The sequence below is a fragment of the Actinomadura sp. 7K534 genome, from assembly GCF_004348575.1.
Classification (GTDB): Bacteria; Actinomycetota; Actinomycetes; order Streptosporangiales; family Streptosporangiaceae; genus Spirillospora; species Spirillospora livida.
This window is the reverse complement of sequence record NZ_SMKB01000036.1, coordinates 12,471-36,307: the sequence shown is the minus strand read 5'-3', so window position 1 is coordinate 36,307 and position 23,837 is coordinate 12,471. Positions and strand designations below refer to the sequence as shown.

Genomic DNA, 23,837 nt, shown 5'->3' with positions numbered 1-23,837 from the left:
CGGCGTGACAGAGAACGACTCCCCGGCGGACCGGGCGTTCCGCGCCGAGGTCCGCGACTGGCTCGAGGCCAACCTGTCGGGAGAGTTCGCCCACGCCCGCGGGCTCGGCGGCCCCGGCCGCGAGCACGAGGCGTTCGAGGAGCGGCTCGCCTGGGAGCGGCACATGGCCGCCGCCGGCTGGACGTGCGTGGGCTGGCCCGAGGAGTACGGCGGGCGCGGCGCCACCGTCGAGCAGCAGGTCATCTTCCACGAGGAGTACGCGCTCGCGGACGGCCCCGCCCGGGTCAACCACATCGGCGAGAACCTCCTCGGCCCCACGATCATCGCGTTCGGCACCGACGAGCAGCGCGCCCGCTTCCTCCCGCCGATCGTCGCGGTCGAGGAACTGTGGTGCCAGGGGTACTCCGAGCCCGGCGCCGGCTCCGACCTCGCCAACGTGCAGACCCGCGCGGAACTGCGCGGCGGCCACTGGGCGGTCGACGGCCAGAAGGTCTGGACGTCGCTGGCCCTCGAATCGGACTGGTGCTTCGTCGTCTGCCGCACCGAGCCCGGGTCGGCCCGGCACCGCGGGCTGTCCTACCTGCTCGTCCCGATGAAGCAGGACGGTGTCGACATCCGCCCGATCGTCCAGCTCACCGGCACCTCCGAGTTCAACGAGGTCTTCTTCGACGGCGCCCGCACCGACGCCGGGAACATCGTGGGCGCGCCCGGCGACGGCTGGAAGATCGCAATGGCGACGCTCGGGTTCGAGCGGGGCGTCGCGACGCTCGGCCAGCAGGTCGGGTTCCGCCGCGAGTTCGAGGGCGTCGCCGAACTGGCCCGCCGCACCGGCGCCATCGACGACCCGCTGCTGCGCGACCGCCTGACCAGGTCGTACATGGGCCTGGAGATCATGCGCCTGAACGCGGTGCGGACGATGGCGGGCATCGCCGCCGGGGCGCCCGGGCCCGAGTCGTCCATCTCCAAGCTCGTCTGGAGCACCTGGCACCGGGAACTGGGGGAGCTGGCGATGGACGTCCTCGGCGCCGCCGGCCTCGTCGCCGACGGCGCGCCCTACGACCTGAACGACTGGCAGCGGCTGTTCCTGTTCTCCCGCTCCGACACGATCTACGCCGGGTCGAACGAGATCCAGCGCAACATCATCGCCGAGCGCGTCCTCGGCCTGCCCCGTGAACCGGCCGCGAGCAGAGAGGCACGCCGATGACGCCCCCCTACGTACCCGGGCACGGCCTCCTCGACGGCCGCGCCGTCGTGATCACCGCGGCGGCGGGCGCCGGGATCGGCGGCGCGACCGCGCGCCGCTGCCTGGAGGAGGGCGCCCGCGTCCTGATCTCCGACGCGCACGAGCGGCGGCTCGCCGCGTCCGCGCAGGAGCTGGAGAAGGAGTTCGGCGCGGGCCGGGTGACGGCCCTGCCCTGCGACGTGACGTCGGAGGAGCAGGTCCAGGCCCTCTACGACCTCGCCGTGGAGCGCTTCGGCCGGATCGACGTCGCGGTCAACAACGCCGGCCTCGGCGGGACGGCCGAGCTGGTCGACATGGCCGACGAGCAGTGGAGCCGCGTCCTCGACATCACGCTCAACGGCACCATGCGCTGCACCCGCGCCGCCCTGCGGATCATGCGGGGCCAGGGCTCCGGCGTCGTCGTCAACAACGCGTCGGTGATCGGCTGGCGGGCGCAGAAGGGGCAGTCCCACTACGCCGCCGCCAAGGCCGGGGTCATGGCCCTCACCCGCTGCTCCGCGCTGGAGGCCGCCGAGTTCGGCGTCCGGGTCAACGCCGTCTCCCCGTCGCTCGCCATGCACCCGCACCTGGTGAAGGTGACGTCGGAGGAGCTGCTGGACGAGCTGACCCGCCGCGAGGCCTTCGGCCGCTACGCGGAACCATGGGAGGTGGCCAACGTTATCGTCTTCCTGGCCAGCGACTACTCCTCGTACATGACGGGCGAGGTCGTCTCCGTCTCATCCCAGCACGCATAGGAACACGCATGAGTCCACGACGGCGCGACGCCGAGGGCACCGCCGCCGCCCGCGCGGAACGGCGGGCCGAGCTGCTCGCGACCGCCGCCGAGGTGTTCGCCTCCCAGGGCTACTCCGCCACCACCGTCCGGAAGGTGGCCGACGCCGCGGGCATCCTCGGCGGCAGCCTCTACTACCACTTCGACTCAAAGGAGGCGATGGCAGACGAGATCCTGTCGACCTTCCTGGACGAGATGTGGGCCTCCTACGAGCGCGTCCTGGCGGCGGGGCTCAGCGCGCGCGACACCCTGGAGGGCATCGTCGTCGAGTCGTTCCGCTCGATAGACCGGCACCGGCCCGCCGTCGTCATCTACCAGAACGAGTCCAAGCACCTCGCGACGAGCGAGCGGTTCCAGTACCTGAACGAGTCGCGCCGCCGGTTCCAGGAGATGTGGCTCTCCCTGCTGGAGCAGGGCGTGCGGGAGGGTGCCTTCCGCGCCGACCTCGACCCGGGTCTCGTCTACCGCTTCATCCGCGACACCGTCTGGGTCGCCGCCAACTGGTACCAGCCGGGCGGGCGGCTGTCCGCCGACGACATCGCCAAGCAGTACCTCGCCATGTTCCTCGAAGGCATCCAGGCGAGCCCCACCCCACCCACGAGCCAGGAACCACGCACGAGCTAGCCCCACGAAGGAGACCCCCATGGCCGAGGCATACATCGTCGACGCGGTCCGCGCTCCGGTCGGGCGGCGCGGCGGCGGCCTGTCCGGCGCGCACCCCGCCGACCTCGGCGCGCACGTGCTGTCGGCGCTGATGGACCGCACGAAGGCCGACCCCGCCGCGGTCGAGGACGTCGTGTTCGGCTGCGTCGACACCGTCGGCCCCCAGGCCGGCGACATCGCCCGCACCTGCTGGCTCGCCGCCGGACTGCCCGAGGAGGTCCCCGGCGTCACCGTCGACCGGCAGTGCGGCTCGTCGCAGCAGGCCGTCCACTTCGCCGCGCAGGCCGTCCTCTCCGGGACGTCCGACCTGGTCGTCGCGGGCGGCGTGCAGAACATGTCGCAGATCCCCATCGCGTACGCGATGACCGCCGCCGAGCCGCTCGGCTTCACCGAGGGCCCCTTCGCCGGGTCCAAGGGCTGGGTCAGCCGCTACGGCGACCGCGAGGTCTCGCAGTTCAACGGCGCCGAGATGATCGCCCGCGACTGGGACATCTCCCGCGAGGAGATGGAGCAGTTCGCCTACGAGTCGCACCAGCGCGCCATCCGCGCCATCGACGGAGGGCGGTTCGAGCGCGAGATCGTCCCCTACGAGGGCGTCACCACCGACGAGGGGCCGCGCCGCGACACCACCCTGGAGAAGATGGCGGGCCTGAAGACCCTCGTGGACGGCGGACGGCTCACCGCCGCCGTCTCCTCCCAGATCTCCGACGGCGCCGCCGCGCTGCTCATCGCCTCCGAGCAGGCCGTCAAGGACCACGGGCTCACCCCCCGCGCCCGCATCCACCACATCTCCGCCCGCGGCGAGGACCCGATCCGGATGCTGTCCGCCCCGATCCCCGCCACCGAGTACGCGCTCAAGAAGACCGGGATGACGATCGGCGACATCGACGCCGTCGAGATCAACGAGGCGTTCGCGCCCGTCGTCCTCGCCTGGCTGAAGGAGACCGGCGCCGACCCGGCCACGACCAACTCCAACGGCGGCGCCATCGCCCTCGGCCACCCCCTCGGCGCCACCGGCGCCCGCCTCATGACGACCCTCCTGCACGAACTGGAGCGCACCGGCGGCCGCTACGGCCTCCAGACCATGTGCGAAGGCGGCGGCCAGGCCAACGTCACGATCATCGAACGCCTCTGACCCCCGACAGACCCGGAGTCCGCCCGTGGACGTGTTCGAACCGGCCCGGCTAGGGCCGCTCACCCTGCGCAACCGCGTGATCAAGGCTGCGACCTTCGAGGGGATGACGCCTGACGCGGTGGTCAGCGACGACCTGATCGAGTACCACCGGCGGCCCGCGGCCGGGGGAGTGGGCATGACGACCGTCGCGTACTGCGCGGTCGCCCCCGAGGGGCGCACGGAGGGCGGGCAGATCTGGATGCGGCCCGAGGCAGTGCCGGGCCTGCGGCGGCTCACCGACGCCGTCCACGCCGAGGGCGCCGCCGCGGCGGCGCAGATCGGGCACGCGGGACCCGTCGCGGACGCCAGCTCGACCCGGCTCCCCGCGATCTCCGCCGGGCGGTTCTTCAACCCGCTCGGCATGCGGTTCACCAAGGTGGCCACGGCCGAGGACATCGACCGCATCACCCGGGCGCACGCCGAGGCCGCCCGCCTGGCGATCGAGGCCGGCTTCGACGCGGTCGAGATCCACTTCGGCCACAACTACCTCGCCAGCTCGTTCCTCAGCCCCCGGCTCAACAGGCGCAAGGACGCCTACGGCGGCCCGATCGAGAACCGCGCGAAGGTCCCGCTCGGCATCGCCCGCGCCGTCCGGGACGAGGTCGGCGACCGCATCGCGATCACCGCCAAGCTCAACATGCGCGACGGCGTCCGCGGCGGCCTGGAGATCGACGACAGCCTGTACGTGGCGCGCCGCCTCCAGGAGGACGGCACCGTCGACGGGCTGACGCTGACCGCCGGCAGCTCGCTGCTCAACCCGATGTACCTGTTCCGCGGCGAGATGCCGATCCCCGAGTTCGCCGCCAGCTACAAGCTGCCGATGCGGATCGGCATGCGGATGTTCGGCAAGAGGTTCCTGCGCGTCTACCCCTACCAGGACACCTACCTGCTCGAACACGCGCGCAGGTTCCGCGCCGAACTGGACCTGCCGCTCGTCCTGCTCGGGGGGATCACCGACCGAGCGACCATGGACAAGGCCATGGCCGAGGGGTTCCAGTTCGTCGCCATGGCCCGCGCGCTCCTCCGCGAACCCGACCTGGTGAACCGCATCGCGGCAGACCCCTCCACCCCGTCCCTGTGCATCCACTGCAACCGCTGCGTCCCCACGATTTACAAGGGCACCCACTGCCCCGTCATCCCGGCCTGACGGCCAGATCAGGCCGGGAATTCGCCATTGAAGGCCGCGTAGCAGGACGCGGCCGACGATGATCGTCGCTTTCTCCTTTCCCGGGCCGCGGTTACCCTCCCCCTGTGCACCAGATCGCAGAATCCGGGCAATTTTCGGGGGCGGGGACGGTGATCATGGCAAATGCCGACATTGTCGGCAGATCGGGGCCGCGGCTAGCCTCGGGAGCATGCCCGGACCCGTGCAGTCGATCGAGCGGGCCGCCGCGATCCTGCGCCTGCTCGCCGCCGGTTCGGGCCGGCTCGGCGCCGGGGAGGTCGCCAGGTCGCTCGGGCTGGCCCGCGGCACCGCGCACGGTCTCCTGCGCACCCTGGAGCGCGTCGGCTTCGTCGAGCAGGACGGCGGCTCCGGCAAGTACCGGCTCGGCGCCGCGCTGCTGCACCTCGGCGCCGGGTACCTGGACGTCAACGAGTTGCGGTCGCGCGCCATCAACTGGGCCGACGCCCTCGCGTCCCGCAGCGGCGAGGCCGTCCGCATCGGGACCTTCCTGGACGGCAGGGTCCTCGTCGTCCACCACGTGTTCCGCCCCGACGACACGCCCCAGGCCATGGACGTCGGCTCCCTGCTCCCGCTGCACGCCACCGCGCTCGGCAAGGCGCTCATCGCCCACGACGCCAACGCGGCGGCGTCCGTCCGCGACACCGTCCTGGAGCCGTACTGCCGCCGCACGATCACCGACCCGAAGGAGCTCGCGCGGGTCGCGGCCCGCGTCCGGGAGAACGGGTGGGCCGCCGAGGCCGAGGAGCTGTCGATCGGCGAGGCCGGCGTCGCGGCGCCGATCCGCGGGCACGGGGGCCTGGTCGTCGGCGCGATCGGGATCTCCGGCCCGGTCGAACGGGTCTGCGACACCCGCCGCGTCCCGGAGCCGAGGCTCGTGGCGTTCGTGCGCGACGCCGCCCGGGCGGTCTCCCGGGACCTCGGCGGCGCGCGCCGCTGACGCCCGGCCGGCGGCCCCCGGCGCAGCCCGCCGCGGGGGAGGGGACCGGCCGTGGCCGAACGCTACGTGATGTCGATCGACCAGGGCACGACCTCGACCCGGTGCATCCTGTTCGACCACGGCGGCCGGCTCGTGGCGGTCGCGCAGCGCGAGCACCGGCAGCACTTCCCGCGGCCCGGCTGGGTCGAGCACGACCCCATGGAGATCTGGCGCAACCTGGAACGCGTCGCGCCCGAGGCGCTCGCGCAGGCCGGGGCGTCCGCGGACCAGATCGCGGCCGTCGGGATCGCCAACCAGCGCGAGACGACCGTCCTGTGGGACCGGATGACCGGCGACCCCATCGGCCGCGCCATCGTCTGGCAGGACATGCGGACCGGCGCCCTGGTGGACGAGCTGGCCCGCGCCCCCGGCGCCGCGGCGGTCACCGAGCGCAGCGGGCTGCCGCTGGCCACCTACTTCTCGGCGCCGCGCGTCCGCTGGATGCTCGACCACACGCCCGGCCTGCGGGAGCGGGCGGAGCGCGGCGAGGTGTTGTTCGGCACGATGGAGAGCTGGCTGATCTGGAACCTCAGCGGCGGCACTGACGGCGGCGTCCACGTCACCGACGTGACCAACGCCAGCCGCACGCTGCTGATGAACCTGCGCACGCTGTCCTGGGACGACGGGCTGCTCGACTTCTTCGGCGTCCCGAAGGCGATGCTCCCGGAGATCAGGTCGTCCACCGAGACCTACGGCACGGCCCGCCGCGTGTTCCCCGGCGTCCGAGTCGGCGCGGCCCTGGGCGACCAGCAGGCCGCGCTGTTCGGGCAGACGTGCTTCTCCCCGGGCGAGACCAAGTGCACCTACGGGACGGGCGCGTTCCTGCTGATGAACACCGGGACCGCGCCGGTGCGGTCGGACAACGGGCTGCTCACCACCGTCGGCTACAAGATCGGCGACGAGCCCGCCGTGTACGCCCTGGAGGGCTCGATCGCCATCACCGGCGCGCTGGTGCAGTGGTTCCGGGACGGGCTCGGACTGATCACCACCGCGCCGGAGATCGAGACCCTCGCCCGGTCGGTCGACGACAACGGCGGCTGCTACATCGTCCCGGCGTTCTCGGGGCTGTTCGCCCCGCACTGGCGCAGCGAGGCCCGCGGCATCATCGTCGGCCTGACCTCCTACATCACCAAGGGGCACCTGGCGCGGGCCGTGCTGGAGGCGACCGGCTGGCAGACGCGCGAGGTCGTGGACGCCATGAACGCGGACTCCGGGCTGGCGCTGAGGGAGCTGAAGGCCGACGGCGGCATGACGTCCGACAACCTCGTCATGCAGATGGTCGCCGACGTGCTGAACGTGCCGGTCGCCCGCCCGATGGTCGTCGAGACGGTGTCGCTCGGCGCCGCCTACGCCGCGGGGCTCGCCGTCGGCTACTGGGCCGGGCTCGAAGGGCTGCGCCGCAACTGGCACCGCGCGGCCCGGTGGGTCCCGGCCATGGAGCCGGGCCGCCGCGACGCCGAGTACGAGAACTGGAAGCGCGCCGTGGAGCGCACCTTCGGCTGGATCCGCGCCGGCGAGGACCCCGCCGCCCTGCCGTGACCGGACCCCGCCGGGCGGGAACGCCGGGGGGCGCTAGATCCGGTTCCGGTCGATGAGCTGCTTGACGATCACGTTGCGCTGGATCTCGTTGGTCCCCTCGCCGACGATCATGAGCGGGGCGTCGCGGAAGTAGCGCTCGATGTCGAACTCGGTGGAGTAGCCGGCGGCGCCGTGGATGCGGACCGCGTTCAGCGCGATCTGCATGGCCGCCTCGGACGCGTAGAGCTTGGCCATGCCCGCCTCCATGTCGCAGCGCACGCCCGTGTCGAGGCGCGCGGCGGCGTCCAGGGTGAGCAGCCGCGCGGCGCGCAGCTGGGTGGCCATGTCGGCGAGGTAGTTGCCGATGGACTGGTGCTGCCAGATCGGCTTGCCGAACGCCTCCCGTTCCTGTGCATAGCGCAGGGAGTCCTCCAGTGCGGCGCGTCCGACGCCCAGCGCGCGTGCGGCCACCTGGATCCGGCCGACCTCCAGGCCACGCATCATCTGCGCGAACCCGTGCCCCTCCTCGCCGCCGAGCACCGCGCCGAGCGGCGCCTCGTATCCGGCGAACGACAGCTCGCAGCTCTCGACGCCCTTGTAGCCGAGCTTGGGCAGGTCGCGGGAGACGGTCAGCCCGGGGCCCTTCTCGGCCAGCAGGATGCTGATGCCCCGGTGCCGCGGCGACGCGTCCGGGTCGGTCTTGCACATCAGCGCGATCAGGCCCGACATCCGCGCGTTGGTGATCCACATCTTGGCGCCGTCGACGACGTACCGGTCGCCGCGGCGCCGCGCGGTCGTGGTCATCGCCTGCAGGTCCGAGCCGCCGGACGGCTCGGTCAGCGCCATCGTGGCGCGCAGCTCGCCGGTCGCCATCCGGGGCAGGTAGCGGGCCTTCTGCTCCTCGGTGCCGAACACGGCGAGCAGGTGCGAGACGACCGTGTGCCCGCCGAACGCCCCGGCGAGGGTCATCCAGCCGCGGGCCAGCTCCTCGGTGACCAGCGCGTAGCACGCCTTGGACACCCCGACGTCGCCGTACGGCTCGGGCACGGCGAGCCCGTACACGCCGAGCTCCTTCATGCGGTCGATGAGGTTGGCGGGGTAGGTTCCCGCGTGCTCCAGCTCCCGGGCGACCGGGCGGACCTCCTTGTCGACGAAGTCCGCGACCACCTCCACGATGGCGCGCTCCTCGTCGCTCAGCGTCAACACTGCTGCCGGTCTCCTCCCGCACGGACCCGTCCCCGGGCATTTCATATATTTGATTTGCGCGCGCGGGATGTCAACATGATGTGACGACACAGGTGCGGGGGAGACGATGACAGTGGCACCCTCCGGCGGGCGGGCCCTCGGCCGGCGCCGCCAGCTGAGCGACGAGGTCGCCGCCTACGTGCGCGAGCTCATCATGTCGGGCCAGGTCGGGCACGGGGAGTTCCTGCGCCTCGAACGGATCGCCGACGACCTCGGGATCAGCGTCACGCCCGTCCGGGAGGCCCTGCTGTCGCTGCGCGGCGAGGGGTTCGTCACGCTGGAGCCGCGGCGGGGCTTCATGCCCGCCCCGCTGACCCGGCAGGACGTCCAGGACCTGTTCGAGGCGCAGGCGTACTTCGCCGGCGAACTCGCCGCCCGCGCCGCCGAGAGGATCACCGAGGCGGAGCTGGAGTCGCTCGCCCGGACGCAGGCGCTGCTGGAGCGGGCGTCCGAGACCAGGGACTCCGGCGCCATCGAGGCGGCGAACCACCAGTTCCACCGGGTGGTCAACCTGTGCGCGGACTCGCCCAAGACCGCCTGGCTGCTGCAGCTCGTGGTGCGGTACGCACCGCGCCGCTTCTACTCCAGCATCCAGGGCTGGCCCCAGGCCTCGGTTGACGACCACCACCTCGTCCTGGCCGCCCTGCGGGCCGGGGACGCCGGTGCCGCACGGCACGCGATGCGCGCCCACATCCGGCACGCGGGCACGCTGCTGGTCGTCCACCTGGAGGGCCGGGGCTTCTGGGAGGACGGGCGCGCGAAGGACGGGCGCGAATAGGGGCGGACCCGCTCTTCCGGCCGCCCGCAGCGCCCAATATCGTATAAAAAATTGAGTTCGACCGGGAGGAACGCGCACGTGAGGCTGCAGCAGACGCACGGGCTGTCGGACGAGCAGCGGGAGATCATCGCGACCGTCCGCGCGTTCACCGAGAAGGAGATCATCCCGGTCGCCGCCGAGCTGGAGCGCGCCGACGAGTACCCGCAGGCGATCGTGGACGGCATGACGGGCCTCGGCCTGTTCGGCCTCATGATCGACGAGGAGCACGGCGGCCTCGGCGAGTCGCTGCTGACCTACGCGCTGGTGGTCGAGGAGCTGGCCCGCGGCTGGATGAGCGTGTCCGGCATCATCAACACCCACTTCATCGTCGCCTGGATGATCGCCCACCACGGGACCCCGGAGCAGAAGGCGCACTACCTGCCGAAGATGGCGGCCGGGGAGATCCGCGGCGCGTTCTCGATGTCGGAGCCCGGCTGCGGCTCCGACGTCTCGGCCATCACCACCCGCGCCGTCCCGGACGGCGACCACCACGTCATCGACGGCCAGAAGATGTGGCTGACGAACGGCGCGTCCGCCAACCTCGTCGCCACCCTCGTCAAGACCGACCCGGCCGCCGGCCACCGCGGCATGACGGCCTTCCTCGTGGACAAGACCCCCGGCTTCGGCGAGGTCGCGCCCGGCCTCACCGTCCCGGGCAAGATCGGGAAGCTGGGCTACAAGGGCGTCGACACGACGGAGCTGCTCTTCGACGGCTTCCGGATCCCGTCCGCGCAGATCCTCGGCGGGACGCCCGGCCGCGGTTTCTACCACATGATGGACGGCGTCGAGGTCGGCCGCGTGAACGTCGCCGCGCGGGCCTGCGGCGTCGCGCGGCGCGCCTACGAGCTGGCCGTCGGGTACGCGCGGCAGCGCGAGACGTTCGGCAGGCCGATCGCCGAGCACCAGGCGGTGCTGTTCCGCATCGCGGAGATGGGCACGAAGGTCGAGGCGGCGCACCAGATGACGGTGATGGCGGCGCGCCGCAAGGACGCCGGCGAGCGCAACGACCTGGAGGCGGGCATGGCCAAGTACCTCGCCTGCGAGTACTGCAAGGAGGTCGTGGAGGACGCGTTCCGCATCCACGGCGGCTACGCCTACTCCACCGAGTACGAGATCGAGCGCCTCTACCGCGAGGCGCCGATGCTGCTGATCGGCGAGGGCACCGCCGACATCCAGAAGATGATCATCGGTCGGCGGCTGCTGGAGGACGGGAGCTGACCAGCGCGGCCTGCTGGGCGGCGATCGCCTCCGCGGCCTGCCGCACGATGGAGCCGATCAGCTCGCCGCAGGTCGGCAGGTCGTCGATGACGCCGACGACCTGCCCGGACGCCATCACGCCGAGGTCGGGGCGGCCGTCCACCATGGCGGCCTTCAGCAGCATCGGCGTGTTGGCGGCCATGAGGACCTGCGACCACGACAGGTCCTTGCCGTGCTTCATCGCCCTGCCGTCGGCGATCATCTCCCGCCACGACATGCCGGACAGCTTCTTGAACCGGGCGCCGTTGCGCAGCGCCCGGACGAGCCCGCCGATCCGGCCGGAGCCCTCCAGGGTGTCGACCAGCTCGCTGCGCAGCACCCGGTGCGGCATGCCGTCCACCTGGCGGGTCACCACGGTCTCGCCGGTCCGGAGGTACACCTGCTTGACCGCGTCCGGGACCGAGCTGTCGGACGTCAGCAGGAACCGGGTGCCCATCGCCACGCCCGCCGCGCCGTAGGCGAGCGCCGCGGCGAGGCCGCGCCCGTCGAAGAAGCCGCCGGCGGCGATCACCGGGATGTCCACCGCGTCCACGACCTGCGGCAGCAGCAGCGTCGTCGCGACCGGGCCGGTGTGCCCGCCGCCCTCGCCGCCCTGCACGAGGACGGCGTCGGCGCCCCAGCCCGCGACCTTCTCCGCGTGCCGCCGCGCGCCGACCGACGGGACCACCACCAGGCCGGCGTCCTTCAGCTTGGCGATCAGCTCCCGCTTCGGCGCGAGCGCGAACGACGCGACCTTGACGCCCTCCTTGATCAGGAGGTCGATGCGGTCGCCCGCGTCGCCGGCGTCGGCGCGCAGATTGACGCCGAACGGTGCGTCCGTGCGCTCCTTGACCTCCCGGATCGCGCCGGCGAGCTGGTCGAGCGTCATCGTCGCCGACGCCAGGACCCCGAGGCCGCCCGCGTTCGCGACGGCGGTGACCAGCCGCGGCCCGGCCACCCACCCCATGCCGGTCTGGACGACCGGGTGCCGGACGCCGGTCAGCCGCGTCAGCGCCGTGTCGAGCACCTGCTCGCTCATGCGTGCCTCCCGTGGGGGGCGACCCCCCACACCCCCCGGTTCGCTTCGCTCATGATGAGACTTCCCTCTCCCGCAGGCCCTTCGGATCGAGGACCTCGCGCATGACCCGCAGTTCCTCGTCGTCCGGGAGCCGCGTCTCGGGCACCTCGTCCGGGACGACCAGCTCGAACCCCGTGGCGGCCACCACGTCCTCGACGCGCACGCCCGGGTGCACCGAGCGGAGCCGCATCCTCCGGTCCGGGGTGTCGAAGTCGAGCACCGCGAGGTTGCTGACCACGGCGCGGATCTCGTGGGCGCCCCGGTCCCAGCCGACCCCGCTGACCATGTCGACCTTCTCGGTGAACACGCGGGTGGAGTGCTTCGGCACCCAGTAGCTCGTCGTGTTCAGCAGCGTGTTGCCGGGGCCGCCCCGCACGCCGAGGAGCTGCCGCGCCGGGCGCTCCCAGTCGCCGATGCACGAGATGTTGGTGTTGCCGTGCGCGTCGATCTGGCTCGGGCCCATCACCACGTGGCGCCGCCCGTTCAGGACGAGCCAAAGGTGGTCGCGGAACGGCAGCCAGCCCTCCGCCGTCGCCGCCGGCCTGCCGAGCGGGACGGGCTCGGCGCTCAGCGCCGGGCCGCCGTCGGTGGTCAGCAGACCGGGCTCGAACGTCGCCCGCGCCAGCCGCGACCCCAGCATCGGCACGAACCCCGCGACGGCCGCCGCGACGATCTCGCCGTCGCCCCGGAAGAGGTCCGCGCAGGCGGCCGCGCACACCTCGGCGCGCGTGATCGAGGTCAGGGTGCTCATCGGGACTCCTCCTGCCAGGCCCGGACGGCGTCCTGGTAGGCGGCCTCGTCGCCCGACAGGAAGCGGTCCCGGAACGCGGCCCACTTGTCCGGGTCCGCCGCCGATTGCGCGTAGAGCTTCTGGAACGCCTCGTCACGCCCGAAGTCGGGCGCGCAGTCGGTGAAGTGCGCCCCGTTCGGCGTCTCCACCACGCCCGCCACGTGCGCCCGGCTGATCAGCAGGGACTGCAGCGGACCCTCCTTGGCGAAGTCAGCGGTGTCGACCAGGCGCTCGCACGACACGTACGTCCGGTCGGCGGCCTTGGCGAACAGGTCGTCCATGTAAGGGTCGGGGCCGAGGTACTGGGCGTTGCCCCGGGAGTCGGCGCGGTTCATGTGGATCAGTGCCACGTCCATGGTCAGGGCCGGGACGGCGACGAGCTCCCGGCCGTCCTCGTACGGCGACCGGACCGTCTTCAGCTCCGGGTTGACCCGCATCACGTCCGAGCTGAGCCCGGCGGGGGTCGGTAGGAACGGGAGCCGGTGCGCCGCCGCGTACAGCCCGAACATGAACATGCCCTCGTCGTACTCGGTCAGCTCGATCGAGCCGGTCTGCCGAGCGTTCCGGAAGTGCGGTTCCAGGGGGACCGAGTCCATGGTCACGAAGGCGGTGACCAGGCGCCGGACCTTGCCCGCCGCGCACAGCAGCCCCACGTCCGGCCCCCCGTAGGAGACCACGGTGAGGTCGGTGACGGGGGTGCGGAGGATCGCGCGGACCAGCGCCATCGGCTTGCGCCGCGAGCCCCAGCCGCCGATCCCGAGGGTCATGCCGCTCTCCAGCGACCCGGCGACCTCCTCGGGGGAGAGCACCTTGTCAGTCGTCCCGCCGGTGCTCATTCCGCCCCCTTGGCGACGAAGGCGTCGCGGTGCTCGTCACCGGCGCCGACGAGGTTCAGCTCGAACGTGAAGCCCTGCTCGTAGCGGTAGCTGCGCTTGACGTCGATCGGGTCGATCCCGTTCAGCGACTCCTTGGCGCGCCGGATGACGTACCGGTCCTTCGCGGCGATGCCCGCGGCGACCTCCATGGCCTTGCCGCGCAGCTCGCCGGGCGGGACGACCTCCAGGACCGAGCCGTGGCGGTGCAGCTCGGCGGCCGTGACGTTGCGGCACGTGTAGACCATCGCGCGCATCAGGTGCTGCGGGACGAGCCGCGCCAGATGGGTGGCGGCGCCGAGCGCGCCCCGGTCCACCTCCGGAAGGCCGAAGTAGGCGTCCTCGGAGGCGACCACGATGTCGGCGTTGCCCGCGAGCCCGACCCCGCCGCCGAGGCAGAAGCCGTGCACGGCGGCCACCACCGGCACCTCGCAGTCGTAGACGGCGGCGAACGCCGCGTAGCAGCCGCGGTTGGCCCCCACCAGGGCGGCGTGGCCCTCGGTGCTCTGCATCTCCTTGATGTCGACGCCCGCGTTGAAGCCCCGGCCCTCGGCGCGGAGCACGACGGCCCCGACCGCGGGGTCGCGGCCGGCCGCGAGCAGCGCGTCGGCCAGCTCGTACCAGCCGGCGACGGTCAGCGCGTTGACCGGCGGCGCGTCCACGACGATCTCGGCGACCCCGTCAAGGGTCGTGGTGGAGACTCCCATGCGCTACCTTTCCACCAAACATTTGTTAGAACAGAAGGTAGCAGAGGCGCACGGAGGAGGCGGGGGATGTCCCTGACGCTCGACCTGGGCGGCAAGACCGCCGTGGTGACCGGTGGCGCGCGCGGGGTCGGGGCCGGCATCTCGCGCGCCTTCCTGGAGGCGGGCGCCGACGTCGTCGCCGTCGCCCGGCGCGAGCCGGAGTCGCTGCCCGAGGCGGGCGGCCGGACGGCGCGGTTCGTCTCGCTCGACGCCCGCGACCCGGACGCCGCGCAGGCGTTCGCCGACGGCCTCGACCGCGTGGACGTGCTGGTCAACAACGCGGGCGGTGCCCCGTTCCTTCCGCTCGCCGAGGGGGCCCTGCGCACCCACCTCAAGATCATCGAGCTCAATCTCGGCTCCGCGCTGATCATGTCCAGAGTGCTCCAGCCCCGGATGCTGGAGACGGGCGGCGGCTCGATCGTCAACATCGGCAGCGTGAGCGGCGTGCGGCCCTCGCCCGGTACCTCCGCCTACGGCGCCGCCAAGGCCGGCCTGCACAGCCTCACGCGGTCCCTGGCCGTCGAGTGGGCGCCGCACGTCCGGGTCAACACGCTCGTCCTCGGCATGGTCCGGACCGAGACCGCGCACCTGCACTACGGCGACGAGGAGGGGATCGCGGCGATCGGGCGCACCGTCCCCCTGGGCCGCCTCGGCACCCCCGACGAGGTCGGCGTCGCGTGCGTGTACCTCGCCTCGGACCTGGCCGCCTACGTCACCGGCACGGAGATGCTGATGCACGGCGGGGGAGAGCGGCCCGCCTTCCTGGATGCCGCCACCGTGAACAAGGGCCCGAACGAGAAGGAGTCGCGATGATCTGCAAGGACCGGGTGGTCGCCGTCACCGGAGCCGGGCGCGGGCTCGGCCGCGCGCACGCCCTGGAGTTCGCCCGGCAGGGCGCGCTCGTCGTCGTCAACGACCTGGGCGTCGCGCGGGACGGCACCGGCGACGCCTCGGAGGGGCCCGCGCAGGACGTCGTCCGGGAGATCGAGGCGCTCGGCGGGCGGGCCGTGGCCAGCACCGACGACATCGCCACCGACGCCGGCGCCGCCGCGCTGGTCGAGACGGCGACCGGCGCCTTCGGGCGGCTGGACACGCTCGTCAACAACGCCGGGTTCCTCCGGGACCGCATGCTGATCAACCTCGATGAGGACGAGTGGGACGCCGTCATGCGCGTCCACCTCAAGGGCCACTTCCTGCCGCTCAAGCACGCCGGCCGGTACTGGCGCGCCGAGAGCAAGGCGGGCCGCCCGGTGGACGCGCGGGTGATCAACACGTCCTCCGGCGCCGGGCTGCTCGGCAGCGTCGGGCAGGGCAACTACTCCGCCGCCAAGGCCGGGATCGTCGGGCTCACGCTCGTCGCGTCCGCCGAACTCGGCCGGTACGGGGTCACGGTCAACGCGATCGCGCCCGCCGCCCGCACCCGGATGACCGAGGAGGTCTTCGCGCAGACGATGGCGGCGCCCGCCGAGGGCGAGTTCGACGCCATGGCCCCGGAGAACGTCTCCCCGCTCGTGGTGTGGCTCGGCTCCGCCGGGTCGCGGGACGTCACCGGCCGGGTCTTCGAGGCCGAGGGCGGCAGGATCTGCGTGATGGACGCCTTCCGGCACGGTCCCGCGGCCGACAAGGGCGCGCGGTGGGACCCCGCCGAGGTCGGCGATGTCGTCGAGGACCTGCTGGCGAAGGCGCCCGCCCCCGAACCCGTCTACGGCGCGGGCTGAGCGCCGGGCGGGGCGGCGGAATGGCGTCCGGGGGAGCGGCGTTCTAACCGGTGCCGCCGGAAAACGGATCGCCCTCCGCGGGGCGTTCCGGCTACGGTGCGAGGGTTCGTGGGGTGAGCGGAGCCGACGGCCTGGGACCCTATCCTTGTCGATGCCTATGGGGACGCCTGTGACACCGCCGCTCGCCGATCTGCGCGCGCGCCTGCCGGAGCTGATGCTGCGCGACCAGCACCGGCTGCGCCGCCGGGTCGAGGGCGTGCGGAAGATGCGCGACGCCGGGCGGCAGGCCCGGGTCGCCGCGGAGATCACCGCCGACGTCGAGGCCGCCGAGCGGCGGGTCGAGCGGCGGCGGCTCGCCGTGCCCGCGATCACCTACCCCGAGCAGCTGCCGGTCTCGCGGAAGAAGGACGACATCCTCGCCGCGATCCGCGACCACCAGGTCGTGATCGTCGCGGGGGAGACCGGCTCCGGCAAGACCACCCAGATCCCCAAGATCTGCCTGGAGCTGGGCCGGGGCGTGCTCGGCTCGATCGGGCACACGCAGCCGCGCCGGCTGGCCGCCCGCACCGTCGCCGACCGCATCGCCGAGGAGCTCGGCACCGAGCTCGGCGACGCCGTCGGCTACAAGGTGCGCTTCACGGACCGTTCCAGCGACGACACGCTCGTCAAGCTGATGACGGACGGCATCCTCCTCGCCGAGATCCAGACCGACCGGCTGCTCCGGCAGTACGACACGCTCATCATCGACGAGGCGCACGAGCGCAGCCTGAACATCGACTTCCTGCTCGGCTACCTCAAGGAGATCCTGCCGAGGCGCCCCGACCTCAAGGTCGTCATCACCTCGGCGACGATCGACCCGGAGCGGTTCTCCGAGCACTTCGGGGGAGCGCCGATCGTGGAGGTGTCCGGGCGCACGTACCCGGTGGAGGTCCGGTACCGGCCGGTCACCGACCCGGACGACCCGTCCGCCGACCCGGACCGCGACCAGATCCAGGCGATCGTGGACGCCGTGGACGAGCTCGGCCGCGAGGGCCCGGGCGACGTGCTGGTGTTCCTCAGCGGCGAACGGGAGATCCGCGACACCGCCGACGCGCTGACCAAGCACTTCACCCGGCGGAAGAACGCCACCGACGTCCTGCCCCTGTACGCGCGGCTCTCCGCGGCCGAGCAGCACCGGGTGTTCCAGCCGCACGGCGGGCGGCGGGTGGTCCTCGCCACGAACGTCGCCGAGACGTCGCTGACCGTCCCGGGCATCAGGTACGTCGTCGACCCGGGCACCGCCCGCATCTCCCGCTACAGCCACCGCCTGAAGGTGCAGCGGCTCCCGATCGAGCCGGTCTCGCAGGCGTCGGCGAACCAGCGCAAGGGACGCTGCGGGCGCGTGGCCGAGGGCGTGTGCATCCGGCTCTACTCCGAGGAGGACTTCGAGTCCCGGCCGGAGTTCACCGACCCGGAGATCCTGCGCACGAACCTCGCTTCGGTCATCCTGCAGATGACCGCGCTCGGCCTCGGCGACATCGCCGCGTTCCCGTTCGTGGAGCCGCCGGACCGCCGCAACGTCAAGGCCGGCGTCGACCTGCTCCACGAGCTGGGCGCGATCGACCCGGCCGAGAAGGACCCGCGCAAGCGCCTCACCCCGCTCGGCCGCCGGCTCGCCCAGCTGCCCATCGACCCGCGGCTGGCCCGCATGGTGCTGGAGGCCGACCGGAACGGCTGCGTCCGCGAGGTGCTGGTCATCGCGGCGGCGCTGTCGATCCAGGACCCGCGGGAACGCCCCGCCGAGCACCAGCAGGCCGCCGACGAGGGGCACCGCCGGTTCGCCGACCCGACCTCGGACTTCCTCGCGTACCTGAACCTGTGGAACTACCTGCGCGAGCGGCAGAAGGAGCTGTCGGGCAGCGCGTTCCGCCGCATGTGCAAGAACGAGTTCCTGCACTTCCTGCGCATCCGCGAATGGCAGGACCTGCACGGGCAGCTCAAACAGGTCGCCAAGTCCCTCGGCGTCACGGTCAACACCGCCGACGCCCCGCCCGACCGCATCCACATCTCGCTGCTCGCGGGGCTCCTGTCGCACATCGGGCTCGCCGACACCGACAAGAAGGACGCCAGGAAGGACGCCCGCAAGGACGGGCGGCGCCGCGGCCAGGAGTACCTCGGCGCCCGCGGCGCGAAGTTCGCCGTGTTCCCCGGGTCGTCGCTGTTCAAGAAGCCGCCGCGCTGGGTGATGTCGGCGGAGCTGGTGGAGACGTCCCGGCTCTGGGGCCGCGTGAACGCCAAGATCGAGCCGGAGTGGATCGAGCCGCTCGCGCAGCACCTGGTGAAGCGCAACTACAGCGAGCCGCACTGGTCGAAGAAGCAGGCCGCGGTCATGGCGCGCGAGAAGGTCACCCTCTACGGGGTGCCGATCGTCGCCGACCGCCGGGTCAACTACGGGAGCATCGACCCCGCGCTGTCCCGCGAGCTGTTCATCCGGCACGCCCTCGTCGAAGGCGACTGGGAGACCCACCACCGGTTCTTCCACGACAACCGCGCGCTGCTGGACGAGGTCGAGGAACTGGAGCACCGCGCCCGGCGCCGCGACATCCTCGTCGACGACGAGACCCTCTTCGACTTCTACGACGAGCGCGTCCCCGAGGACGTCGTGTCCGGGCGGCACTTCGACGCCTGGTGGAAGAAGGCCCGCCACTCGGACCCCGACCTGCTCGGCTTCGAGAAGTCGATGCTGATGAACGAGGCCGCGGGCGACGTCAGCGAGGCCGACTACCCGGGCGTGTGGAAGCAGGGGCCGCTGCGCCTGCGGCTTACCTACCAGTTCGAGCCGGGCGCCGACGCCGACGGCGTGACGGTGCACATCCCCGTCCAGGTGCTGAACCAGGTCCGCCCGGACGGCTTCGACTGGCAGGTCCCGGGGCTGCGCGCGGAGCTGGTCACCGAGCTGATCCGGTCGCTGCCCAAGCAGCTGCGCGTCAACTTCGTCCCGGCCCCCGACTACGCCCGCAAGATCCTCGACCGCGTCGCCCCGCGCACCGAGCCGCTCCTGGACGCCCTGGAGCGCGAGCTGACCGCGATGACGAGCGTGCCCGTCGCGCGGGAGGCGTGGGACACGTCCCGGCTCCCCGCCCACCTGCGCATCACGTTCCGCGTCGTGGACGACGCCCCCGGCGGGCGCGGCCGCACACTCGGCGAGAGCACCGACCTGGACGAGCTGAAACGCCGCCTGGCGGGCAAGGTGCGGGGAACGCTGTCGAAGGCGGCGTCCACCGTCGAGCGCTCCGGCCTCACCGACTGGACCATCGGCGAGCTGCCCCGCACCTACGAGCGCAGCCAGGCGGGCTACGACGTCAAGGCGTACCCCGCGCTGACCGACGAGGGCGACAGCGTCGCCGTCCGGATGTACGAGACCGAGGCGGAGCAGCGCCGCGCGATGTGGCTCGGCACGCGGAGGCTGATCCTGCTGAACGCGCCGTCACCGGTGAAGCTCATCCAGGGCCGCCTCACCAACAAGGGCAAGCTCGCCCTCAGCCACAACCCGCACGGCTCCGTCGCGGCCCTCTTCGAGGACTGCGTCACCGCCGCGGCCGACCGGCTCATCGCCGAGGCCGGCGGGCCCGCATGGGACGGGGACGCCTTCCGCGACCTGTACGACCGGGTCCGCGCCGACCTGCACGACGCGACCGCGCAGATCGTGGGCCTGGTCGAGCGCATCCTGGCCGAGGCGCACGAGGTCGACCGCCGCCTGCGCGGCACGACGAGCCTGACCCTCGTCCCGGCGCTGACCGACATCCGCGGCGGCCTCACCGCGCTCATCCATCCGGGGTTCGTCACGGCGACCGGATGGGGGCGGCTGCCCGATCTGCCCCGTTACCTGCGCGCGCTGCAGATCAGGCTCGACAAGCTCCCCGAGAACCCCGGGCGCGACCGGATGCTCGCCCAGCAGGTCGGCGTCCTGGCGCAGGAGTACGAGCAGGCGCTTCGCCGCCTGCACCCGGCCCGCCGGGATGAGGAGCCCGCCCGGCAGATCCGCTGGATGCTGGAGGAACTGCGGGTCAGCCTCTTCGCCCAGCAGCTCGGCACGCGCTTCCCGGTCTCCGACAAGCGCATCCGCAAGGCCATGGCCCAGCTCTGACCCGGGGGGTGCGGCGGCACCGATTCCCGGATACGAATGGGGATCATGGAATTGAGAGACTTCTACCCGCCGGTCGAGCCGTACGACTCGGGGCTGCTCGACGTCGGCGACGGGAACCGGATCCACTGGGAGCTCTGCGGCGACCCGGACGGCAAGCCGGCGGTGTTCCTGCACGGCGGCCCCGGCGGCGGCCTGCTGCCCGACCACCGCCGGTTCTTCGACCCGTCCGCCTACCGGATCGTGCTGTTCGACCAGCGCAACTGCGGCCGGAGCCTCCCGCACGCGGGTGACCCGAGGGTGCCGCTGGAGCACAACACCACGCCGCATCTGGTGGCGGACATGGAGAAGCTGCGCGAGCACCTGTCCATCGACCGGTGGCTCGTGTTCGGCGGCAGCTGGGGCAGCACCCTCGCGCTCGCCTACGCGCAGGCGCATCCCGGCCGCGTGTCGGAGATGGTGCTCCGCGGCGTCTACCTCGTCCGCCCGTCCGACGAGGCGTGGGCGTTCACCCCGGCCGGCGCGGCGCATCTGTTCCCCGCCGAGTGGGCGGCCTTCCGGGACGCGATCCCGCCGGCCGAGCGGGACGACCTGCTCGCCGCGTACGGCCGCCGCATCGGCGACCCGGATCCGGCCGTCCACGTCCCGGCGGCGAGGGCGTGGGTGGGCTGGGAACTCGCCGCGAACACCCTCCTGCCCGTCCCGCCGCCGGACCTGGACGAGACCCTCGTCGTGGCGTTCGCCCGCATCACGCACCACTACATCGCGGCCGGCGGCTTCCTCCCGGACGAGGGCCTCCTCGCGGGCGTCGACCGCATCCGGCACATCCCCGCGGTGATCGTGAACGGCCGCTACGACATGAAGACACCACCGGACCAGGCGTGGGACCTGCACCAGGCGTGGCCCGAGGCGGACTTCCACATCGTCGAGGACGCCGGGCACGGCGCCGCCGAACCCGGTATTCGCGACCGGCTCATCGAGGCCACCGACCGCTTCGCCGGGCGGTGACGGCACGGCCGCGGCGCCCTGCCGCCCCGGGCCGGGTACGGCGTGGTCGCTCCCACATGTACCACCCAAGTCACTGCAGCAACTCGGATCAGGTCGTAAGGTTCATTCCATGCCTAAGAGCGAAGAGCGCGACAATAGCGGCCGCGAGGGGCTGGCCGCGGCTCCCCAGGGGGGCGCGGTCTCCGGAGGCTCGGGGAACGGGGGGTCCGCCGAGACGGCGGTCGCCCGGGTGGGCGACCCGGTCACGGTGTGGCCGTGCGCCAACTGCGGGAGGCCCGTCCCGCAGCCCGTGGGCGCCGTCCGCGCCGTGCGCTACTGCCAGGACAACGACGGCGCCTGCGCGAGCGAGGCGCGCGACCGCCGGGAGCGCGGCCGGGACGCGCCGGGCCTCACCGGGCAGGTCGCCTCGGCGTGGGAGATGGTCGAGCGGCTGGAGAAGGCCGCCGACCTGCTCGCGGACTCGCTGACCTCCGAGCTGAGCGTCGCCGGCGTCGAGCGGCGCGTCGCCGAGGTGCGCGCCGAGGCCGCCCGCGAGCTCGCCGTCGCGCAGAGCGAGCGCGACGCGTCGCAGCGCCGCGCCGAGGAGGCGTGGCAGGAGGCGTCCGCGGCCCGGCAGCGCGCCGGTGCGGCCGAGGAGCAGGCGGCGCGCCTGCGCGAGGAGGCCAAGGTCGCCACCGCCAAGCGCGACGCGGCGCAGCAGGCGTGGGAGGAGGCGCACCAGATCGCGCAGCAGTCGATGACCGCGAAGCTGGCCGCCGAGAGCGAGCGCGACCGCGTCGCGGCCCGCGAGACCGAGCTGCTCGCCGCGCTGGAGAACGCCCGCGCCGAGCTCGTCGCGCTGCACGCCAGGCTGGCCGAGGCCGAGGGCGCCGCCGAGGCCCAGCGCGTCGAGGCCGCCGTCGCCAAGCAGGGCGCCGAGGACCTCCGCAACGCCATGCGCGACACCGAGGCGCAGCGGCAGCGCGCCATGCAGGCCGCGAGCAAGGCCGAGGCCGAGCGCACCGCCGCGCAGCGCGCCCAGTCCGAGGCCGAGGCGGAGGTCGTCCGCGCCCGGGCGCGCGCCGAGGAGGCCGCCAAGGAGCGCGACGCCGCCCAGGCGCAGGCCAAGGCCGCGACCGCGGAGCGGGAAGAGCTCACCGCCAAGGTCAACGACCAGGCGGTCCAGCTGCGGCAGCTCGCGCAGTCGGTGGCCGAGCAGCAGGCCGCGCTCACCGCCCTCGCCGAGGAGCGCGACGCCGCCCGCGCCGAGGCCGACCGCGCCCGGCGGCAGATCGACCAGTTCACGCACAGCACGCTGTCGTCCACCGCCGTCCCGCCGGGAGGCCGGATGGCCGGCGGCGGCACCCCGGCACCCCCGGCGCCGGCGGGCCACCCGTACGCCGCGGGCATGCCGCCCGGCCCGCCCCCGGCCGGCGGTCCCGTGCCGAGCGGGGCGCCGGCGCCGAACGGGTCCCCGCTGGGGGCGCCCGTCCCGGTGAACCCCCCGCGGCAGCCCCAGGGGCAGCCCCAGGGGCGGGTGAACGGCGTCGACCGGGAGGACCCCCTGTTCACCGGGCCCTGACCGGTGCTCAGCCGTATCTGATCGCCAGGAACAGCGCCAGCGCCGCCGCTGCCCAGATCATCGCGACGTGCCCGCGCTCGCGCGCCACGACCTGCCGCAGGCCGGTGATCCGCTGGCGGCTGAGCCGCAGGTCGGACACGGCGCGCCGGGCGCGCTCCCAGTGCACGCCCATGTAGATCGCCAGCGCCGCGACGCCGAGTAGAAGCAGCACGTTTCCGCTCATCAGACCCGCCTCCGTTATCGCGGAAGCTCAGATTGAACAGCGGATCCGGCCGCCGCGTCCGTGTCGGGCGACACATTCCCTGGAATCCATGCGGAACCGGCCTGCCCGGGCGGCTCCTCGCCAGGTGCCGGCCGCCGGGCGCCGGTCAGCCGCCGAACCGCTCCGGGTCGATCTCGATCCAGATCTGCTCGGCGCGGCCGAGCAGGCGTCCGTCCGCCCCGTACAGGGCCGTCGCGGCGTGCATCTTGCGGCCTTCGCGGCTGCGCGCGAACCCCAGCACGACGCACTCCTCCCCGGCCTCGGGCACGTCCATCACCTGCCCGGTCATCGTGCCGAGGACGGCGGGACGCTCCGCCACGTCGAACGACCAGCCGCCGGGGCAGTCCAGCGCGGCCCAGACGAGTTCCCGCTCGGGCACCCGCTCCGGCGCCCACGGCGCCGCGACCGTGCCCCCTGCGACCGGCCCCGGCTCCAGCCGCAGCCCGTCGCCCGGCTCCCGCTCCGGCCCGCACACGAAGCAGCCGGGGAACGGGTGGTACTCCGCGGCCCGGTACTTCTCCGCGGCCTCCACGGCCCGCTCGAACGGGACGGGCGCGATCGGCGGGACCACGATCGCCCCCGCGAGCGCCTCGGCGATCAGCCGGTCCCCGTGCCAGAGCCGCGCGCTGTGCCCGCGCTCGTCGTCCACCGTGACGGCCAGCTCGGTGTCCAGCGGCGGCGGCTGCCGGAGCGTCACCGTCACCGTGTCGAACGGCACCCTCCCCGCGAGGCGCCCCGCCACGTACCCGCCGTTCCCCGAACCGTCCGGCCCGTGGAACCGCCCGTCAATGATCACTTGCGTTCCCCCCGTGCGAAACCCGCGCCCCGAACAAACGGCACGATCCTAAT

21 protein-coding genes are annotated in these 23,837 nt (G+C 73.0%); 14 read left to right on the top strand and 7 right to left on the bottom strand.

Going from position 1 to position 23,837, the window contains the following annotated elements; translation table 11 throughout:
* The first annotated feature begins 4 nt into the window (after positions 1–4).
* The 7 genes from E1266_RS10635 to glpK all read left to right on the top strand — a co-directional run bounded on the left by E1266_RS10635 (position 5) and on the right by glpK (position 7,553).
* Positions 5–1,204 (top strand): acyl-CoA dehydrogenase family protein, encoded by a 1,200-nt coding sequence (locus tag E1266_RS10635; RefSeq protein WP_132046148.1) that lies wholly within the window; start codon positions 5–7, stop codon positions 1,202–1,204.
* Positions 1,201–1,977, top strand: coding sequence for an SDR family oxidoreductase (locus tag E1266_RS10630; protein WP_132046147.1), 777 nt, complete (start codon positions 1,201–1,203; stop codon positions 1,975–1,977). The genes E1266_RS10635 and E1266_RS10630 overlap by 4 nt, the downstream gene beginning before the upstream one ends.
* A gap of 8 nt (positions 1,978–1,985) precedes the next feature.
* Positions 1,986–2,639, top strand: coding sequence for a TetR/AcrR family transcriptional regulator (locus E1266_RS10625; RefSeq protein ID WP_132046146.1), 654 nt, complete (start codon positions 1,986–1,988; stop codon positions 2,637–2,639).
* A 19-nt stretch (positions 2,640–2,658) separates the two neighbouring features.
* Positions 2,659–3,813, top strand: coding sequence for an acetyl-CoA C-acetyltransferase (locus E1266_RS10620; protein ID WP_132046145.1), 1,155 nt, complete (start codon positions 2,659–2,661; stop codon positions 3,811–3,813).
* Between the two features lie 25 nt (positions 3,814–3,838).
* Complete coding sequence (locus E1266_RS10615; protein ID WP_132046144.1) at positions 3,839–4,999, top strand: NADH:flavin oxidoreductase; 1,161 nt, start codon at positions 3,839–3,841, stop codon at positions 4,997–4,999.
* Between the two features lie 208 nt (positions 5,000–5,207).
* Positions 5,208–5,975, top strand: a complete 768-nt coding sequence (locus E1266_RS10610; RefSeq protein WP_132046143.1) for an IclR family transcriptional regulator — start codon at positions 5,208–5,210, stop codon at positions 5,973–5,975.
* 51 nt (positions 5,976–6,026) lie between these two features.
* Positions 6,027–7,553 (top strand): glycerol kinase GlpK, encoded by a 1,527-nt coding sequence (gene glpK, locus E1266_RS10605; protein ID WP_132046142.1) that lies wholly within the window; start codon positions 6,027–6,029, stop codon positions 7,551–7,553.
* 33 nt (positions 7,554–7,586) lie between these two features.
* Here glpK and E1266_RS10600 read toward each other — a convergent pair whose 3' ends face one another.
* Positions 7,587–8,738, bottom strand: a complete 1,152-nt coding sequence (locus tag E1266_RS10600) for an acyl-CoA dehydrogenase family protein (protein WP_243718349.1) — start codon at positions 8,736–8,738, stop codon at positions 7,587–7,589.
* A gap of 106 nt (positions 8,739–8,844) precedes the next feature.
* On the opposite strand from E1266_RS10600, the gene E1266_RS10595 reads away from it, so the two are divergent.
* A complete protein-coding gene (locus E1266_RS10595) occupies positions 8,845–9,555 on the top strand; it encodes a GntR family transcriptional regulator (RefSeq protein WP_132046141.1) in 711 nt (236 codons plus the stop codon).
* Between the two features lie 78 nt (positions 9,556–9,633).
* A complete protein-coding gene (locus tag E1266_RS10590; RefSeq protein ID WP_132046140.1) occupies positions 9,634–10,812 on the top strand; it encodes an acyl-CoA dehydrogenase family protein in 1,179 nt (392 codons plus the stop codon).
* Here E1266_RS10590 and E1266_RS10585 read toward each other — a convergent pair.
* From E1266_RS10585 to E1266_RS10570, 4 genes are read right to left on the bottom strand one after another with little or no spacing between them, the layout of a single operon-like run.
* Positions 10,778–11,869, bottom strand: a complete 1,092-nt coding sequence (locus E1266_RS10585; protein ID WP_132046139.1) for a nitronate monooxygenase — start codon at positions 11,867–11,869, stop codon at positions 10,778–10,780. The two genes, E1266_RS10590 and E1266_RS10585, sit on opposite strands and share 35 nt — an antisense overlap.
* A gap of 49 nt (positions 11,870–11,918) precedes the next feature.
* Positions 11,919–12,659: a CoA-transferase gene (locus E1266_RS10580; RefSeq protein WP_132046138.1), complete on the bottom strand. Its 741-nt coding sequence runs from the start codon at positions 12,657–12,659 to the stop codon at positions 11,919–11,921.
* Positions 12,656–13,534 (bottom strand): CoA-transferase, encoded by an 879-nt coding sequence (locus tag E1266_RS10575; protein ID WP_132046137.1) that lies wholly within the window; start codon positions 13,532–13,534, stop codon positions 12,656–12,658. Before E1266_RS10575 ends, E1266_RS10580 begins: the two co-directional genes overlap by 4 nt.
* Positions 13,531–14,277 (bottom strand): enoyl-CoA hydratase family protein, encoded by a 747-nt coding sequence (locus E1266_RS10570; RefSeq protein WP_132046136.1) that lies wholly within the window; start codon positions 14,275–14,277, stop codon positions 13,531–13,533. Before E1266_RS10570 ends, E1266_RS10575 begins: the two co-directional genes overlap by 4 nt.
* A gap of 66 nt (positions 14,278–14,343) precedes the next feature.
* Between E1266_RS10570 and E1266_RS10565 the strand changes: the two genes are divergently transcribed.
* The 5 genes from E1266_RS10565 (at position 14,344) to E1266_RS10545 (ending at position 22,726) form a co-directional block, all read left to right on the top strand.
* Positions 14,344–15,129 carry an SDR family oxidoreductase gene (locus E1266_RS10565; RefSeq protein WP_132046135.1) on the top strand — a complete coding sequence of 262 codons (786 nt, stop codon included), beginning with the start codon at positions 14,344–14,346 and terminating at the stop codon, positions 15,127–15,129.
* On the top strand, positions 15,126–16,034 hold the full coding sequence (locus E1266_RS10560; RefSeq protein ID WP_132046134.1) for an SDR family oxidoreductase: 909 nt from the start codon (positions 15,126–15,128) through the stop codon (positions 16,032–16,034). The genes E1266_RS10565 and E1266_RS10560 overlap by 4 nt, the downstream gene beginning before the upstream one ends.
* Positions 16,035–16,191: 157 nt before the next feature.
* A complete protein-coding gene (gene hrpA / locus E1266_RS10555; protein ID WP_132046133.1) occupies positions 16,192–20,160 on the top strand; it encodes an ATP-dependent RNA helicase HrpA in 3,969 nt (1,322 codons plus the stop codon).
* Positions 20,161–20,211: 51 nt separating this feature from the next.
* On the top strand, positions 20,212–21,165 hold the full coding sequence (gene pip, locus E1266_RS10550; protein WP_207945537.1) for a prolyl aminopeptidase: 954 nt from the start codon (positions 20,212–20,214) through the stop codon (positions 21,163–21,165).
* 109 nt (positions 21,166–21,274) lie between these two features.
* Positions 21,275–22,726, top strand: coding sequence for a chromosome segregation ATPase (locus tag E1266_RS10545; RefSeq protein WP_243718348.1), 1,452 nt, complete (start codon positions 21,275–21,277; stop codon positions 22,724–22,726).
* A gap of 7 nt (positions 22,727–22,733) precedes the next feature.
* On the opposite strand, the gene E1266_RS10540 is transcribed toward E1266_RS10545, so the two are convergent.
* Together E1266_RS10540 and E1266_RS10535 are read right to left on the bottom strand one after the other, a co-directional pair.
* Entirely contained in the window at positions 22,734–22,949 is a 216-nt protein-coding gene (locus E1266_RS10540; RefSeq protein WP_132046131.1) for a hypothetical protein, read from the bottom strand.
* 145 nt (positions 22,950–23,094) lie between these two features.
* Entirely contained in the window at positions 23,095–23,784 is a 690-nt protein-coding gene (locus E1266_RS10535) for a hypothetical protein (RefSeq protein WP_132046130.1), read from the bottom strand.
* Positions 23,785–23,837: the final 53 nt, after the last annotated feature.